Origin of the sequence: Rhizobium phaseoli, assembly GCF_003985125.1 — a bacterium.
Lineage (GTDB): Bacteria > Pseudomonadota > Alphaproteobacteria > Rhizobiales > Rhizobiaceae > Rhizobium > Rhizobium phaseoli.
Genome location: NZ_ML133588.1, coordinates 42411 through 56416, shown reverse-complemented (window position 1 = coordinate 56416; position 14006 = coordinate 42411). Strand labels below are relative to the sequence as shown.

The 14006-nt window shown below is 63.1% G+C and carries 15 protein-coding genes; 9 read left to right on the top strand and 6 right to left on the bottom strand.

What is annotated here, in order from left to right; genetic code table 11:
• Nucleotides 1-56 precede the first annotated feature (56 nt).
• From EFD56_RS27280 to nadE, 4 genes are all read left to right on the top strand, one after another.
• A complete protein-coding gene (locus EFD56_RS27280) occupies nt 57-1298 on the top strand; it encodes an HlyD family secretion protein (protein ID WP_126906757.1) in 1242 nt (413 codons plus the stop codon).
• A gap of 71 nt (nt 1299-1369) precedes the next feature.
• Complete coding sequence (locus tag EFD56_RS27275; protein ID WP_126906756.1) at nt 1370-2989, top strand: MDR family MFS transporter; 1620 nt, start codon at nt 1370-1372, stop codon at nt 2987-2989.
• Nucleotides 2990-3015: 26 nt separating this feature from the next.
• Nucleotides 3016-4206: an adenylate/guanylate cyclase domain-containing protein gene (locus EFD56_RS27270; protein WP_126906755.1), complete on the top strand. Its 1191-nt coding sequence runs from the start codon at nt 3016-3018 to the stop codon at nt 4204-4206.
• A gap of 163 nt (nt 4207-4369) precedes the next feature.
• On the top strand, nt 4370-5203 hold the full coding sequence (nadE, locus tag EFD56_RS27265) for an ammonia-dependent NAD(+) synthetase (RefSeq protein WP_126906754.1): 834 nt from the start codon (nt 4370-4372) through the stop codon (nt 5201-5203).
• A gap of 9 nt (nt 5204-5212) precedes the next feature.
• Here the strand turns inward: nadE and EFD56_RS27260 are convergent, their stop codons facing one another.
• Entirely contained in the window at nt 5213-5896 is a 684-nt protein-coding gene (locus EFD56_RS27260; RefSeq protein ID WP_097541417.1) for a glutathione S-transferase N-terminal domain-containing protein, read from the bottom strand.
• Between the two features lie 115 nt (nt 5897-6011).
• Here EFD56_RS27260 and EFD56_RS27255 point away from each other — a divergent pair, with 115 nt between their 5' ends.
• Nucleotides 6012-6629 (top strand): TetR/AcrR family transcriptional regulator, encoded by a 618-nt coding sequence (locus EFD56_RS27255; protein WP_097541416.1) that lies wholly within the window; start codon nt 6012-6014, stop codon nt 6627-6629.
• On the opposite strand, the gene EFD56_RS27250 is transcribed toward EFD56_RS27255, so the two are convergent.
• Nucleotides 6591-7865 carry a multidrug efflux MFS transporter gene (locus EFD56_RS27250; RefSeq protein WP_097541415.1) on the bottom strand — a complete coding sequence of 425 codons (1275 nt, stop codon included), beginning with the start codon at nt 7863-7865 and terminating at the stop codon, nt 6591-6593. The genes EFD56_RS27255 and EFD56_RS27250 overlap by 39 nt on opposite strands.
• A gap of 113 nt (nt 7866-7978) precedes the next feature.
• Here EFD56_RS27250 and EFD56_RS27245 point away from each other — a divergent pair, with 113 nt between their 5' ends.
• A complete protein-coding gene (locus EFD56_RS27245) occupies nt 7979-8320 on the top strand; it encodes a nuclear transport factor 2 family protein (RefSeq protein ID WP_064821639.1) in 342 nt (113 codons plus the stop codon).
• Here EFD56_RS27245 and EFD56_RS27240 read toward each other — a convergent pair whose 3' ends face one another.
• The 3 genes from EFD56_RS27240 to EFD56_RS27230 form a co-directional block, all read right to left on the bottom strand.
• Nucleotides 8321-9052 (bottom strand): sulfite exporter TauE/SafE family protein, encoded by a 732-nt coding sequence (locus EFD56_RS27240; protein ID WP_064827193.1) that lies wholly within the window; start codon nt 9050-9052, stop codon nt 8321-8323.
• A gap of 60 nt (nt 9053-9112) precedes the next feature.
• The gene (locus tag EFD56_RS27235; RefSeq protein ID WP_010023664.1) at nt 9113-9766 is read right to left on the bottom strand and encodes a class I SAM-dependent methyltransferase; all 654 of its coding nucleotides are present in this window, start codon (nt 9764-9766) and stop codon (nt 9113-9115) included.
• Nucleotides 9767-9926: 160 nt separating this feature from the next.
• Complete coding sequence (locus EFD56_RS27230; protein ID WP_097541414.1) at nt 9927-10253, bottom strand: hypothetical protein; 327 nt, start codon at nt 10251-10253, stop codon at nt 9927-9929.
• Nucleotides 10254-10466: 213 nt separating this feature from the next.
• Here EFD56_RS27230 and EFD56_RS27225 point away from each other — a divergent pair, with 213 nt between their 5' ends.
• Nucleotides 10467-11069, top strand: coding sequence for a superoxide dismutase (locus EFD56_RS27225; protein WP_097541413.1), 603 nt, complete (start codon nt 10467-10469; stop codon nt 11067-11069).
• A gap of 135 nt (nt 11070-11204) precedes the next feature.
• Nucleotides 11205-12050 carry a metallophosphoesterase gene (locus tag EFD56_RS27220; RefSeq protein ID WP_097541412.1) on the top strand — a complete coding sequence of 282 codons (846 nt, stop codon included), beginning with the start codon at nt 11205-11207 and terminating at the stop codon, nt 12048-12050.
• A 384-nt stretch (nt 12051-12434) separates the two neighbouring features.
• Here the strand turns inward: EFD56_RS27220 and EFD56_RS27215 are convergent, their stop codons facing one another.
• Nucleotides 12435-13127, bottom strand: coding sequence for a helix-turn-helix transcriptional regulator (locus EFD56_RS27215; protein WP_097541411.1), 693 nt, complete (start codon nt 13125-13127; stop codon nt 12435-12437).
• A 130-nt stretch (nt 13128-13257) separates the two neighbouring features.
• On the opposite strand from EFD56_RS27215, the gene EFD56_RS27210 reads away from it, so the two are divergent.
• Nucleotides 13258-13893 carry a LysE family translocator gene (locus tag EFD56_RS27210; protein WP_097541410.1) on the top strand — a complete coding sequence of 212 codons (636 nt, stop codon included), beginning with the start codon at nt 13258-13260 and terminating at the stop codon, nt 13891-13893.
• Nucleotides 13894-14006: the final 113 nt, after the last annotated feature.

Sequence of the window (14006 nt, the reverse complement as noted above, 5' to 3'; positions counted from 1 at the left end):
TCCTTCGCATTGAACAGGCCTCGCCTAAGCAGGGCGACAGACGAAGGAAAAGGACGATGGTCGAGCTACCCCGCAAGCAGGTTTTCGAAAGTGCTGGAGAGGCCGAGCGCATCTTGGCCGAGGAGGCCGCCAGGGCGCCCGCCGCCGAGGCACCCGCAACACCCATGACCGGAACCCCGGTCGCGCAAGCGCCTGAAAAGACCGGCCGCCGGATGCTCAAGCGTGCGGTCATCGCCGCAGCACTGCTTGCCGGCGCCGCGTTCGCGGGCGATTTCGGCTATCGCTACTGGACGGTCGGCCGTTTCATCGAATCCACCGACGACGCCTATGTGAAGGCCGACTACACCACTGTCGCGCCAAAAGTTGCCGGCTATATCAAGCAGGTTCTCGTCAACGACAACGACGTGGTCAAATCAGGCCAGGTTCTCGCCCGCATCGACGACCGCGATTTCCAGGCAGCGCTTTCGCAGGCGAGAGCCGACGTCAAGGCAGCCGAGGCCGCCATCACCAACATCGACGCCCAGATTGCCTTGCAGCAGTCGGTCATCGAACAAGCCAAGGCCACGATCGACGCTTCGCAGGCCTCGCTGGACTTTGCCGTTTCCGATGCGGCCCGCTCCGCCCGCCTGATCACCAACGGCGCCGGCACCCAGTCGCGCGCCGAACAGACCCAGTCGGCACGCGACCAGGCCGCTGCCGCCGTCGAACGCGACCGGGCAGCGCTCGTCGCGGCAGAGAACAAGGTGCCGGTGCTCCGGACTGAGCGGGAACAGGCGGCGGCCCAGCGCGATCGGGCTGCGGCCGCCGCGCACCAGGCCGAACTCAACCTCTCCTGCACGGATATCGTCGCCGCCATCGACGGCACGGTCGGCGCCCGCTCGATCCGCGTCGGCCAATATGTCACCTCGGGCACCCAGCTGATGGCTGTTGTGCCGCTGCATGCGGTCTATGTCGTCGCCAATTTCAAGGAAACGCAGCTGACCTATGTCCGTCCCGGGCAATCGGTCGAGATCAATGTCGACAGTTTTCCCGATATCGCCATCAAGGGTCATGTCGACAGCGTTTCGCCGGCAAGCGGTCTGGAATTCTCGCTGCTGCCGCCGGACAATGCCACCGGCAACTTCACCAAGATCGTCCAGCGTATCCCCGTCAAGATCGTCATCGACGACGAGGCTTTGAGCGGGCTGCTGCGCTCGGGCATGTCGGTCGAGCCCGAAGTCGATACCAAGGCTGTCCAGAGCGAGGCTTCTCAGGCCTCTGGAGAAGCCGAGGAGGAATTATCCAGCCACGCTGGATGATCCTTCTCCTCCCGAAATATCGCCGAACCCATCGTCGGAAAGTTTCCGCAACAGCCGGAAGGAGATAGGTCATGGCCACGCTTCAGATCGCCGCAAACGGCAGTTCGCTTGCGCGCCCCGCCGCGGCAGCGCCTGCCCAACCCGCAACAATGAGCCCGCTTCGCATGTGGTCGGCCGTGGTCGGCTCCACGCTCGGCGCCTTCATGGCGGTCCTCAACATCCAGATCGTCAATGCCTCGCTTGCCGATATCCAGGGCGCCATCGGCGCCGGCACGGATGACGGCGGCTGGATCTCGACCTCCTATCTGATTGCCGAAATCGTCGTCATTCCGCTCAGCGGCTGGCTGGCGCGGGTCTTTTCGCTGCGCAACTATCTGCTGGCCAACGCCATCCTCTTCCTGATCTTCTCCGTTGCCTGCGCCTTCGCGGCCAATCTGCAGCAGATGATCGTCCTGCGCGCCATTCAGGGTTTTGCCGGCGGCGTGCTGATTCCGATGGCCTTCACCATCATCATCACGCTGTTGCCCAAGGCCAAGCAGCCGATCGGCCTTGCCCTCTTTGCCTTGTCGGCTACCTTCGCACCGGCCATCGGCCCGACGATCGGCGGGTACCTCACCGAGAACTGGGGCTGGGAATATATCTTCTACGTCAATCTGGTGCCCGGCGCGCTGATGGTCGGCCTGCTCTGGGCCTCGCTCGATCGGACGCCGATGAACCTGAAACTGCTCGCCAAGGGTGACTGGCCGGGTATCGTCACCATGGCGATCGGCCTGGCCGCTTTGCAGACCGTGCTGGAAGAGGGCAACAAGGAAGACTGGTTCGGCTCCGATTTCATCCTGCGCCTGTCGATTATATCAGCCGTCTCGCTGACCCTGTTCATCGTCATCGAGCTGAGAGCGGCTCATCCGCTCTTGAACCTCCGTCTGCTGCTCCGCCGTAATTTCGGCTTCGGCATCGTCGCCAACTTCCTGCTCGGCATCGCGCTTTACGGTTCGGTCTTCGTGCTGCCGATCTATCTCACCCGCATCCAGGGCTATAATTCCGAGCAGATCGGCATGGTTCTCGCCTGGACCGGCATACCGCAGCTGCTGCTCATCCCGCTGGTGCCGCGCCTGATGAAGCGTTTCGATGTGCGGCTGCTGATTATCATCGGCTTCGCCCTCTTTGCCGCCTCGAATTTCATGAACGTGCACATGACCGGCGATTATGCCAGCGACCAGCTCTTCTGGCCGAACATCGTCCGCGCCATCGGCCAGGCGCTGGTCTTCACGCCGCTCTCAGCGATCGCCACCGCAGGCATCGAGCCGGAGAATGCCGGTTCGGCGTCGGCGCTGTTCAATATGATGCGGAATCTCGGCGGCGCGGTCGGCATCGCCTTGCTGCAGACCTTCCTGTCGAAGCGCGAGCAGTACCATTCGAACGTCCTCACCCACTCGGTCTCGGTTTTCGAGGAGGCCACCCGCGATCGTATCGCTCGGCTGACCGCCTACTTCATGAGCCATGGCGTCAGCGACCAGGCGCTCGCCAGCCATAAGGCCGTGGTGGCCATCGCGCTCAAGATACGCAAGCAGGCCAATATCATGGCCTTCAGCGATGCCTTCTTCCTGCTCGGCGTTGCGCTCGTCATCGCCTTGCTTGCGATCCTGCTACTGAAGAAACCCGGTCAACTCTCGGGCGGCGGCGGCCATTAGCGCCACCTGGTCAAGGAGAAGAAGCCATGACAACCGCAATCCATGCTCCAGCCGCCGAACGGCAGACCAATCCCGTCGGCACCGGCGCGCTGCTTGCCATCATCGAATGGCTCTCCGGCGATGAATGCCACGCGCTCGACGAAGCAGGCCTCGTTTCCGGCCTCGGCCGCAGGCTTCAGGCGCTCGGCCTGCCGGTGGACCGGCTGACCCTGCATCTGATGACGCTGCATCCCGAGCTCGTCGGCCGCACCATTGCCTGGGCGCCGGGCGAGCCGGTCGAGATCCACGATCGCGAACATGGCGCGCGGGTCGCGATATCAAACACGCCGCTGCGCAAGGTCATGGAAACCCGGGAACCGCTCGTCGTTGGCCCCGGCGAAAGCGTGCACGGCCGCTGGCAGCATATCGACGTTTTCGCCGATCGCGGTCTGATGCAGCTTGTCATCGCGCCGCTCTGCAATATCGATGGGCCGGTCGGCGCCGCCGTCTTCGGCACGAGGCGGCCGGCCGGCTTCACAGCCTCCGAACGTCAGGTGATCGAGCGCATTCTGCCGGCGCTGCGCAACACCAGCGAGCTGCGCATTCTTCGCCAGGTCGAGCTCAGCCTGCTCGACACCTATGTCGGCCCGCTGACCGCAAGCCGGATCTTGGCCGGCCGCATCCGCCAGGGCGAAATCGAATCGATGGAGGCCGCCCTGCTGCTCTGCGATTTGCGCGGCTTTACCGAGCTGTCGAATAAACTCCCCGGCGGCACCGTGCTCGGGCTTCTCAACGCCTATTTCGATCGGGTCGTCCCAGCCATTACCCGGGAAGGCGGCGAAGTGCTGAAATTCATGGGCGACGCCGTGCTTGCCTTCTTTCCCGGCTACGCTGCGGCCCATGCCTGCGGCGCTGCCCTGGCATCGGCCCGCGCCATCCTCGATGAGATCGACCGTTTCCAGTACGACGGCATCGGCGTGAAGGCCGGCATCGCCCTGCATTACGGCGAGGTCAGCTACGGCAATATCGGCTCCGGCCGCCGCCTCGACTTCACCCTGATCGGCCGCGACGTCAACCTGGTCAGCCGCATCCAGACTGCCTGCAGTGAATTGGGCGAGGCCTTGCTGATGTCTGAGCCATTCCGAGAGAAAGCCGGGGCAGGGGATGTGATGTCGGTCGGGGCACAGGGGCTGAAGGGCTTTGCCGAGCCAGTGGAGTTGTTTACGCTTGTACGGTAGGTGTGCGGCAGCCGGCGAAACCAGTCTATCCGTCTTTGACCTGTTCGAGCCTCGCCGCCCACTTGCATAAAACGCATGGCAGGTCTGCCGGAAACGGCTTCGTCTTCCCCCATCTTTTCACCATAGTGGCGCCGGAATTCCGTAAGCCGGGAGGAGGAGCTTAATGACTGTGCTGTTCGACGAACAAGCCGATATCATCCGCGAACTGGGTGTCGCCACCGAGATCGATCCGGAGCGGGAGATCCAACGGCGAACCGCTTTCCTCAAGGATTATCTCGTCGGCTCGGGCATGCGCGGCTACGTCCTCGGCATCAGCGGCGGCGTCGATTCGCTGACGGCGGCTTTGCTGGCTCAGAAGGCGGTGCGCGAGCTGCGTGATGGCGGCCATGCGGCCGAATTCATCGCTGTACGCCTTCCCTACGGCGTCCAGGCGGATGAGGCCGATGCGGTGAAGGCGCTTGCAACGATCGACCCTGATCGCTCGATGGTGGTCAACATCAAGGCGGCGGCGGATGCGATGCTGGCCGCCGCTCAAGATGGCGGCCTTGCCTTTGCCGATGCCGGCCGGCAGGATTTCATCCTCGGCAATATCAAGGCCCGCCAGCGCATGATCGCCCAGTTCGCTTTGGCCGGCGCGCTCGGCGGCCTCGTCATCGGCACTGATCATGCGGCCGAAGCGGTCATGGGTTTCTTCACCAAATTCGGTGATGGCGCCGCCGACATCCTGCCGCTCGCCGGCCTCAACAAACGCCGCGTCCGCCTGCTGGCAAAGCGGCTCGGCGCGCCCGACGAGCTGATCTTCAAGGTGCCGACCGCCGATCTCGAAGACCAGCGGCCGCTGCGTCCCGACGAGGAGGCATATGGTGTCAGCTACGACGAGATCGATGATTTCCTCGAAGGCAAGCCGGTCGGCGAGATCGCCCGCCGCCGGATCCTTGCCGCCTATCGGGCAACCGCCCATAAGCGCGCTTTGCCGGTGGCCGTCAACGCGCTCTGAGGGACGCGCTCAGGGCTGTACCGGCGAACCCGTCCAATCCGACGAGGCGAGATAGGCATTCGGCGCGAAAAAGACGCCATCGACATCGAAGGCCTGGAGATCTTCGGCCCGCAGTGCTTCGCGCACCTTCGGGCGGGCCGCCACACGGGCCATGAAACCGTGCAGCGCCGGCCATTGCTTGAGATCGATCTGCGTCCAGGGGGACCAGTTCAGGCAGACGAAGAGATAGGCGTCCGCCACGGTAAAGGCCTCGCCGGTCAGATAGGGTCCGGCAAGACGGCCGCTCAGCCAGGATAGCCGCTTTGCGACCTGGGCGCGGATCCGCTCATGCACGCCGGCATAGGCAGGGTCGAACAGCAGCACCATCGGCTTGTGCAGCTCGGCGGATATGAAATTCAGATAGGATTGCACCTCGTTGCGTCTGAGGTTGCCGACCTCGGGCAGCATCGCCGCACCTTGCGGCACGCTGTCGGCGAGGAACTGTGCGATCGCCGGTCCCTCGGTCAGCACCTTGCCATCGTCGAGCATCAGCGCCGGCACATAGCCGTTGCCGTTGATGGCGAGATAGTCCTTGCCGTCGCTCGTCCGGTGGGTTTCCCTGTTGACCTCGACAAGCTCGATATCGAGCCCCAGCTCCCGGCAGACGATATGCGGTGAAAGCGAGCAGGCCGCGGCGTTCATATAGAGTTTCATGGCAATTTCCTCTCTCATGCAGGCGGTCGAGGCCGCCCGTTCGATATCATTGAACATCTGTACTGTTTCGCATAAAATAGCCTTCGTCAAGAATTTAATGCGAAACGGTACAAATATGAAGGATGAGAAGAAGCGCGGCCGCCCGAGGGCTTTCGACGCCAAGGCAGCGCTCGGCAAGGCGCGGGACGTCTTCTGGGACCGGGGCTTTGCCGCCGCCTCGCTCGATAATCTGAGTGCTGCGACCAACCTCAACCGCCCGAGCCTCTACGGCGCCTTCGGCGACAAGGAGGATCTCTATCTCGATACTTTGGAGGCTTATCGCCGAGACGGCATGGATACGCTTGCCCAAGCGCTCGACCCGTCGCTGCCGCTGCGCCACAATCTCGCCCGGGTCTATGAAAGCGCGCTGGCGATCTATCTTCACGGTGCAACGGCCGCCCGCGGTTGTCTGCTGATCGGCACGGCGACGGCCGAGGCGGTCGAGCGTGAACGGGTCCGCGAGGTGCTCGGCCGCAGCCTCAGCGATTTCGACGGTGAGATCGAAAAGCGCATGCGCCTTGCCGTCGAACGCGGCGAGCTTCCCGGGAGCGCCGATCCGCAGATGCTGGCAAGGCTCGCCTCCGCCGTCATGCATTCGCTCGCCGTGCGCGCCCGCGCCGGCGATAGCCGCGAGACGCTGGAGGCGATCGCCCGCTCAGGCGTCGAACTGATCTGCGGCAGCGCGCGAAGCTGATCCCGCTCCAGTCTCAGTTGTTTTAGGCCGCACTATCCAGGCATAGGCGCCGCCGGCGAGAAGCAGCACCGAGGTGCCGAGGAAAACCGCCCGCATGCCGACATGGCCGCCGACAAAGCCGCCGAGGATGGGACCGGCCACCTGGCCGACATATTGCGAGGACACGGACAGGCCGAGAATGCTCCCGGCCGCACTGTCCGGAACGCTGTGGCGGATGACGGCGGCGATGCAGGGCAGGAGCCCGCCGAGCGCGGCCCCCATCAGGAAGCGCAGGACGATCAGCTGCCAGGAACCGGTGACGAATGCCTGCGGAATCAGCAGCAGCCCGGCGACGGCGAGCGCGCCCGATATGACCGGCCAGTGGCCGATCCTGTCGGCGAGCCTGCCGAGCCGGGAGGCCGAAAGAATGCTGCCGAGCGCGGCGGCCGACATGACGAGACCCGAGATCTTTGTCACTTCAGTGGCATCAGGCACGATCTGCGCGACATAGACGGTGATGATCGGTTCGATCGACATATTGGCAAACATCAACAGCATGCCGGTCGCCAGCATGGCAACGACTGGGCCTTTATCGGGAATGGATTTCCAGCCGCCGCTTGCCTTGGCCGCCTGTTTACGGGCCGGCGACTTCTCCTCCTTGATCAGCAGGGCGGTGGCGAGAAAGGCGAGGAAGATCATCGCTCCGGCAGCGAGAAACGTGCCGCGGATGCCGATGACAGGCGGCAGCACCCCGCCGATCAGCGGCCCGACGAGATTGCCGGCCATGATGCCGCAAGAAAGCACGCCGAGCGCCCAGGCCGAACGCTCCTTCGGCGTCTGCGTCGCCACCAGCACCATCGAGCCGGAGGAGTAGCCCCCGGCGAGCCCGACGAAGAGGCGCAGCGCCACCAGCTGCCAGACACTGCCGGCCATGCCCATCAGTGAAATCGCCACCGTCATGCCGAGGCTGGCGCGCACCAGCATCAGCTTGCGGCCGTAAATATCGCCGAGCCGCCCCCAGAGCGGCGCAACGAGCGCGGCGGCCAGGAAGGTGGCGCCATAGGCAATGCCCGACCATTGCACGACCGCCGCATGGTCGGCCACGCCGAGCTCCTCGACATAGAGCGGCAGGAAAGGCAGCAGCAGCGTCATCGCCACGATGGTGGTGAAGGATCCGATCAGCGAGACGGTGAGGTTGCGCTTCCAGTGGATCGAGCCTGCCTTGACGCTCACCGCGTCCAATTGCGTATCGGTCATTCCCTGCCTCGACTTCGATCACGGGGCGCGATTGCGCCGAAACTGGATCATTTGAGGTAAATGTGCTAGAGGTACTGATTGCGTGATGCAATCGGTTAATCGGAGGATATGCCATGAACGATATGCGCACGAGGCAGCAGACCGTCCGTGATCTCTACGCCGCCTATCTGGATGACCGCAAGGATATTGTCGGCGCCATGCTGACCGAGGATTTCACCTTCTCCAGTCCGCGTGACGACCATATCGACCGGGCTGCGTATTTCGAGCGCTGCTGGCCGAAGCAGCCGTTGTTCCGCCGTATCGACATCGAGTTCCTGGCTATCGACGGGAATGAGGCCGCTGTTCGCTACCGCGCCGAAAAACTGGACGGCGCAAGCTTCGGCAACATGGAGAGCCTTCGCTTCCGCGGCGGCAAGATCGCCTCGGTCGAGGTTTATTTCGGACGGGATCTGTAGTTAGAAAATTCGTAGTGCCGACGTCGTGATGATGACCATCGAGACCGCTACCATCAGCGGCCGCACCGGCAGCCGCTTGACCAGGATGGCGCCGAAAGGAGCGGCGATGACGCCGCCGATGATCAGGCCGATCGCCGAATTGAGCTCCGACCAGCCGAGCGTCAGGATGAAGGTCAGCGAAATCGTCAGCGTTACCGCAAATTCGGTGAAGTTGGTCGAGCCGATCACCCGCTTGAGATCATGGCCGCGCCCGATCAGCGTGCTGGTGACGACGGGTCCCCATCCGCCGCCGCCGATCGCATCGAGCATGCCGCCGCAAAACCCGACAGGCGGCACCGCCCAGTCGCGCACTTCACGCCTGGATGGCGGGCGAAAGGCCTTGTAGAGAATCAGCAGGCCGATCGCGAGCAGATAGGCTGACACGAAGGGCGCGATCACCTTGCCGTCGATATTGGCGAGCAGATAGGCGCCGATCGCCCCGCCGATCATGCCGGCAGGCGCCAGCCGCGCCACCAGCCGCCAGTCGACATTGCGATGATAGGCATGTGAAATGCCGGATGCCGCCGTCGTGAACATTTCCGTCACATGCGTCATGGCGCTGGCATTGGCCGCCGGCACTCCGAAGGCCAGCAGGCTCGTGGTCGACAGCACGCCGAAAGCCATGCCGAGCGCGCCGTCGACGATCTGCGCGCAGAAGCCGACGGCGATGAAGAAGAAGATATCCGATGTCATACTGTCCCCTCAGACGAACGATAGCACCAGAATCCGCGATGCGTGAGAAGCTTGTGACCTTTAGGCCGAAAGTCCGCGCTGCTTCAGCCGAACGATCTTGAAAAACCCGTTTGGAAAGACCGGAAGAATATCGGTCGCGGAAAAATCGCCGCGGCGGTCGGCCCAGGCGAGAATGCGGTGGATGCGGAAGGCGGAGGACCAGCCGATGTGGCGCACCAGCGGCGCCACCGCCGCCTCGATTGCCCCCTGCAGGCCGGCGCCGTCGCCGAGCTTGCTGGCCAGGATGATCTCGCCGCCCGGCCGCAGCACCCGGGCGCATTCGTCCAGCGCCCGCTCCGGCTCGGGAATCAGCGTGATGACGAAGGGCAGGCAGACCGCGTCGAAAGACTGGTCGGCAAAGTTCAGCGCATGCGCATCCATCACCTCGAGCGCCTGCACATGCTCCAGCTTCTCGCGCTGCACCTTCGCGCGCGCCCGTGCGATCATATGTTGCGAAATGTCGATGCCGGTCACCCGGCAGCGGCCGGGATAATGTCCGAGCGTCAGGCCGGTGCCGACGCCGATTTCCAGAATATCAGTGCCGGCCGCAGCGGCAAGCGCGGCAAGTTTGCGATGGCCGTCGCGCAGGATGCCGCGATAGACCCGATCATAGACGGGTGCCCAGCGCTGATAGATTTTCTGCTGATCTTCCGCCCGGTTGCGAAGCTCCGACATGCCATTATCTCCCCTGCGCCGCCCCGAAAACCGGAAACGATTTTCGGGAAGAATCATGCATCTATCGCAAACATAGAGCGCCTCAGCGCCTCTCACAGGCGCGCGGCGCTCTAAAAACCCAGAACTTCAACTCCTAAGGGTGGGCTTGGGTTCCGCCAGCCTATTTCGCCGGCGCGAGTCCGAGCGTCTTCGCGTCCATCTCGCTGCCGATTTCAACGGTTTTTGTCTGCTTGTCGTAAACGCAGATCTGCGCGACGAACTCCTTGGCGCCCTTCGGTTTTCCGGTCACAACGGCCAGACCATAACGCGAGGTGCCGAAGGGATCGACGGCGGCAGCCGGCTTCTCGAGCGCCACCGCCGCCTGCCTGCATTTGGCGTCCACATCCGCCGCCAGCTGTTTCCAGGCCTCCTCGGAAGAGGCCTGCGCCGCGGCCGCCGGGCAAAGAAACGCCGCTGCGCATAGAAGCTGGATTATATTCCTGTTCATCTCGAATCTCCGTTGATCTCAGTGGCCGGCGGAACGGTTTTCGGCGCCGCTATCCCGCGGAATTTTCTCATGCGATTCCAGCGCGGCAACTGAGGCAAATTTTCCTTCGGCGGATCGTTTTTTGATATTTCGCCGGTTGCCTCTCCCCCGTTCCCCTCCTATGTTCCGCCTCACCTGCCGATGACGCAATCTATTGCCAAGAGGAGATCTGACATGGCTTTCGAATTGCCTGAACTTCCCTATGATTACGAAGCCCTTGCCCCCTTCATGTCGAAGGAAACGCTGGAGTTTCACCACGACAAGCACCACAAGGCCTATGTCGACAACGGCAACAAGCTCGCCGCCGAAGCCGGCCTTTCGGATCTGTCGCTCGAAGACGTCGTGAAGAAGTCCTTCGGCACCAATGCCGGTCTCTTCAACAACGCCGCGCAGCACTACAACCACGTCCATTTCTGGAAGTGGATGAAAAAGGGCGGCGGCGGCAACAAGCTGCCGGGCAAGCTGGAAGCGGCTTTCGCCTCCGATCTCGGCGGCTACGACAAGTTCAAGGCCGATTTCGCCAATGCCGGCGCCACCCAGTTCGGCTCCGGCTGGGCCTGGGTTTCCGTCAAGAACGGCAAGCTCGAAATCTCCAAGACCCCGAACGGTGAGAACCCGCTCGTCCACGGCGCCACCCCGATCCTCGGCGTCGACGTCTGGGAACACTCCTATTACATCGACTATCGCAACGCCCGCCCGAAATACCTTGAAGCCTTCATCGATAGCCTGATCAACTGGGACTACGTCCTGGAACGCTACGAAGAAGCCACGAAGTAAGCGGTGCGAGGCTGCCGCAATTGGCGGCGATCTCTCAGCTAACTTGATTTGCACCCGGCGTTCCCCGAACGCCGGGTGTTTGTTTTCACATCCCGGCGTCACATTCCTGTCACCGGCCGATCCTAACCACGCCTCATGTCCATGTCTGCTCATCCTGTCTTCCGCTTCGGTATCATTGCCGATCCGCAATATGCGGCCATTCCTCCGCATGCGGCCATGGACCGCTACTATGCCAACAGCCTCGCCAAGGTCGCCGAGGCGATCGAGGTCTTCAACGGCTGGGAGTTGAGCTTCGTCATGACGCTCGGCGATGTCATCGACCGCAGCTTCCAGAGCTTCGACGATATCCTGCCGGTCTATGAGAGGCTCCGGCACGAGGCGCTCTTCCTGCTCGGCAATCACGATTTTTCCGTCTCCGCGGGGCATCTGTCCGAAGTTGCCGCACGTCTCGGCATGCCGTCGCCCTATTACAGCTTTTCCCGCCACGGCTGGCGCTTCATCGTGCTCGACGGCAACGAGGTCAGCACCTTCGCCCCGCCCGAAGGCCATCCGCACCGCGCCCTTGCCGCGCAAATGCTGGCCGCGCTGGAGGCGAAGGGCGCCAGGAATGCGCATCGGTGGAATGCTGCGCTGAGCGACGCGCAGTTCGCCTGGCTTGGCGATCAAATCGCCGAGGCGGCTGCGGCCGGTGAAAAGGTGATCGTCATGAATCACTATCCCGTGCATCCGCCGAGTGAGCACGGCATGTGGGACAGCGAGCGCATCGTCGCGTTGCTCGCCTCGCACGGCAATGTCGTCGCCTATCTCAACGGCCACGACCACGTCGGCAATTACGGCAAGGCCGGCGGCTGCCACTTCGTCAATTTCAAGGGCGTGGTCGACACCGAGAGCGAAAACGCCTTCGCCATCGTCGAGGTCCATACAGACCACATCGATATCCGCGGTTTCGGCCGGGAAGAGAGCCGGACGCTGGTTTATTAGGCTGGGAGAGACTGCCGATAAAGGTCGGCCAACTCCCCCTTATCTCATGCCGGGCTTTACCGGCTCTATAACAGAAATTGACCGAGATATGCGGAGTGCCTCCGCGAAGAAGCGCCCAACCCGCCAAGGGTGAGTTCGGCGGAACGCACCCCCATTCTCCGTCATCCTCGGCCTTGAGCCGAGGATCCATGCCCGCTGCTGATAGAGGTCGGCGTGGATCCTCGGGTCAAGCCCGAGGATGACGGAGGAGGGGGCAGATGTCGGCGGTCCTTTGGCTGCGTCGAGGATGCGCCAGACAAGAAATGCGCCTTCCCGGGCCGCATAGCGCTGACTTCTTGCTCGTGCCTCAAGCGTTGCCAGACCTGTTCGCACAAACGCCCAATATCACCCCGCCACAGCCTTCTCCGCCCACCCACTCGTCCACAGCTCCCGCAGCCGGTCGCCGTCGCCCTTGAAGAAAGCCTCGGCGGCCGTGCAGCGCTCCACCCGGTCGCTGCGGAAATTGCGGATCGCCCGGCGCAACTCGCACCAGGCGACGATATTGGCGGTCTGCGAATAGTAGATCAGCGCGATCGGCTGGATCGTCCGCTCGCTCGCGCGGCCGAGTTCGTCGCGATAGCCGAGCATCAGCTTGCGTTCGTCGCGGATCGCCCGGCGCACGATTGCAAGGTCGAAACCGGCCGGCTGCGCGGTCGAGCCCCAGGCATAAAGCGCCTTGGTGTCCATTGCCTGTCGCAGCGGCGGCGGCACGGCGCCTGAAATCTTCCGGTTGACCCGGCGCGCGGCCTGCTTGAGTTCTTCGTCGGCGGTGCGTTCGAGCAACGCCAGCGACAGCACGATCGCCTCCATCTCCTCGATCGAAAACATCAGCGGCGGCAGGTCGAATCCCGGCCGCATGATATAGCCGATGCCGCGCCCGCCCTCGATCGGCACGCGCATCGCCTGGAGCGCGGCGATATCGCGATAGATCGAGCGCACCGTCACTTCGAGCGTCTCGGCCATAGTAGCCGCGGTCATCGGCTTTCTGGCGAGCCGCAGGATCTGAATGATCTCGAAAAGCCGTGAGGCCTTGCGCATTTTGCTTCTCCCATCCCGCACGCTCCTGACAATACACTGTCAGTTGGGTTTGCGTATAGAGCCGCCTATCGGATTGAAAACTATCAGGGTCTTTCGAAACGGCCCCCGAGGCAAAAAGGCGTCAACTGACATGAATTACCACGAAAACCTCTGGCTCTTCTTCACCCTTCTCTTCGGCATCATCATCGTGCCGGGCATGGACATGCTTTTCGTGCTCGCCAATGCGCTGACCGGCGGTATCCGCCGGGGACTGGCGGCAACCGGCGGCATCATGGCCGGCGGCGCCGTGCATTCGGCCTATGGCGCGGCCGGCGTCGGTGTGCTTGTCACCATGCTGCCGCAGCTTTTCAACGTGCTGCTCTTTGCCGGCGTCGCCTATATGATCTGGATCGGCATTTCGCTGATGCGCAGCTCGATCACCGTCGAGGCGGTCGGGCCGGCAACAGCGCACTCCGGCTGGCGCGCCTTCCGCCAAGGCGCCGTCACCTGTCTGATCAATCCCAAGGCCTATATCTTCATGTTCGCCGTCTATCCGCAGTTCCTGAGGCCGGAATTTGGCCCGGTCTGGAAGCAGGGCCTGATCATGGGCGCCATGACTGTTGCCACCCAGTTCGCCATTTACGGCACGCTGGCGATGACCGCCGGCCGCAGCCGCGATCTTCTCGTCGCCAATCCCGATGCCACGGCCTTTGTCGGCCGCTGCGCCGGGCTGCTCCTGATCGCAGTCTCCGCGCTCAGCCTCTGGCAGGGGTGGAAAAGCGCCTGAGCCGGCTGTCCTGATCGTCGTCACTGATATTGGAAAGCAAACTTCGCTCACGAACGCCTCCACGGCGGCCACGGCCGGGACTCGCGGCTCGGATCAGCCGCGAGTCCCGTTGT

Excerpts from the sequence above, each read along its gene's own strand:
- EFD56_RS27280 (WP_126906757.1), top strand. The coding sequence starts at position 57 with ATGGTCGAGCTACCCCGCAAGCAGGTTTTCGAAAGTGCTGGAGAGGCC.
- EFD56_RS27275 (WP_126906756.1), top strand. The coding sequence starts at position 1,370 with ATGGCCACGCTTCAGATCGCCGCAAACGGCAGTTCGCTTGCGCGCCCC.
- EFD56_RS27270 (WP_126906755.1), top strand. The coding sequence starts at position 3,016 with ATGACAACCGCAATCCATGCTCCAGCCGCCGAACGGCAGACCAATCCC.
- nadE (WP_126906754.1), top strand. The coding sequence starts at position 4,370 with ATGACTGTGCTGTTCGACGAACAAGCCGATATCATCCGCGAACTGGGT.
- EFD56_RS27260 (WP_097541417.1), bottom strand. The coding sequence starts at position 5,896 with ATGAAACTCTATATGAACGCCGCGGCCTGCTCGCTTTCACCGCATATC.
- EFD56_RS27255 (WP_097541416.1), top strand. The coding sequence starts at position 6,012 with ATGAAGGATGAGAAGAAGCGCGGCCGCCCGAGGGCTTTCGACGCCAAG.
- EFD56_RS27250 (WP_097541415.1), bottom strand. The coding sequence starts at position 7,865 with ATGACCGATACGCAATTGGACGCGGTGAGCGTCAAGGCAGGCTCGATC.
- EFD56_RS27245 (WP_064821639.1), top strand. The coding sequence starts at position 7,979 with ATGAACGATATGCGCACGAGGCAGCAGACCGTCCGTGATCTCTACGCC.
- EFD56_RS27240 (WP_064827193.1), bottom strand. The coding sequence starts at position 9,052 with ATGACATCGGATATCTTCTTCTTCATCGCCGTCGGCTTCTGCGCGCAG.
- EFD56_RS27235 (WP_010023664.1), bottom strand. The coding sequence starts at position 9,766 with ATGTCGGAGCTTCGCAACCGGGCGGAAGATCAGCAGAAAATCTATCAG.
- EFD56_RS27230 (WP_097541414.1), bottom strand. The coding sequence starts at position 10,253 with ATGAACAGGAATATAATCCAGCTTCTATGCGCAGCGGCGTTTCTTTGC.
- EFD56_RS27225 (WP_097541413.1), top strand. The coding sequence starts at position 10,467 with ATGGCTTTCGAATTGCCTGAACTTCCCTATGATTACGAAGCCCTTGCC.
- EFD56_RS27220 (WP_097541412.1), top strand. The coding sequence starts at position 11,205 with ATGTCCATGTCTGCTCATCCTGTCTTCCGCTTCGGTATCATTGCCGAT.
- EFD56_RS27215 (WP_097541411.1), bottom strand. The coding sequence starts at position 13,127 with ATGCGCAAGGCCTCACGGCTTTTCGAGATCATTCAGATCCTGCGGCTC.
- EFD56_RS27210 (WP_097541410.1), top strand. The coding sequence starts at position 13,258 with ATGAATTACCACGAAAACCTCTGGCTCTTCTTCACCCTTCTCTTCGGC.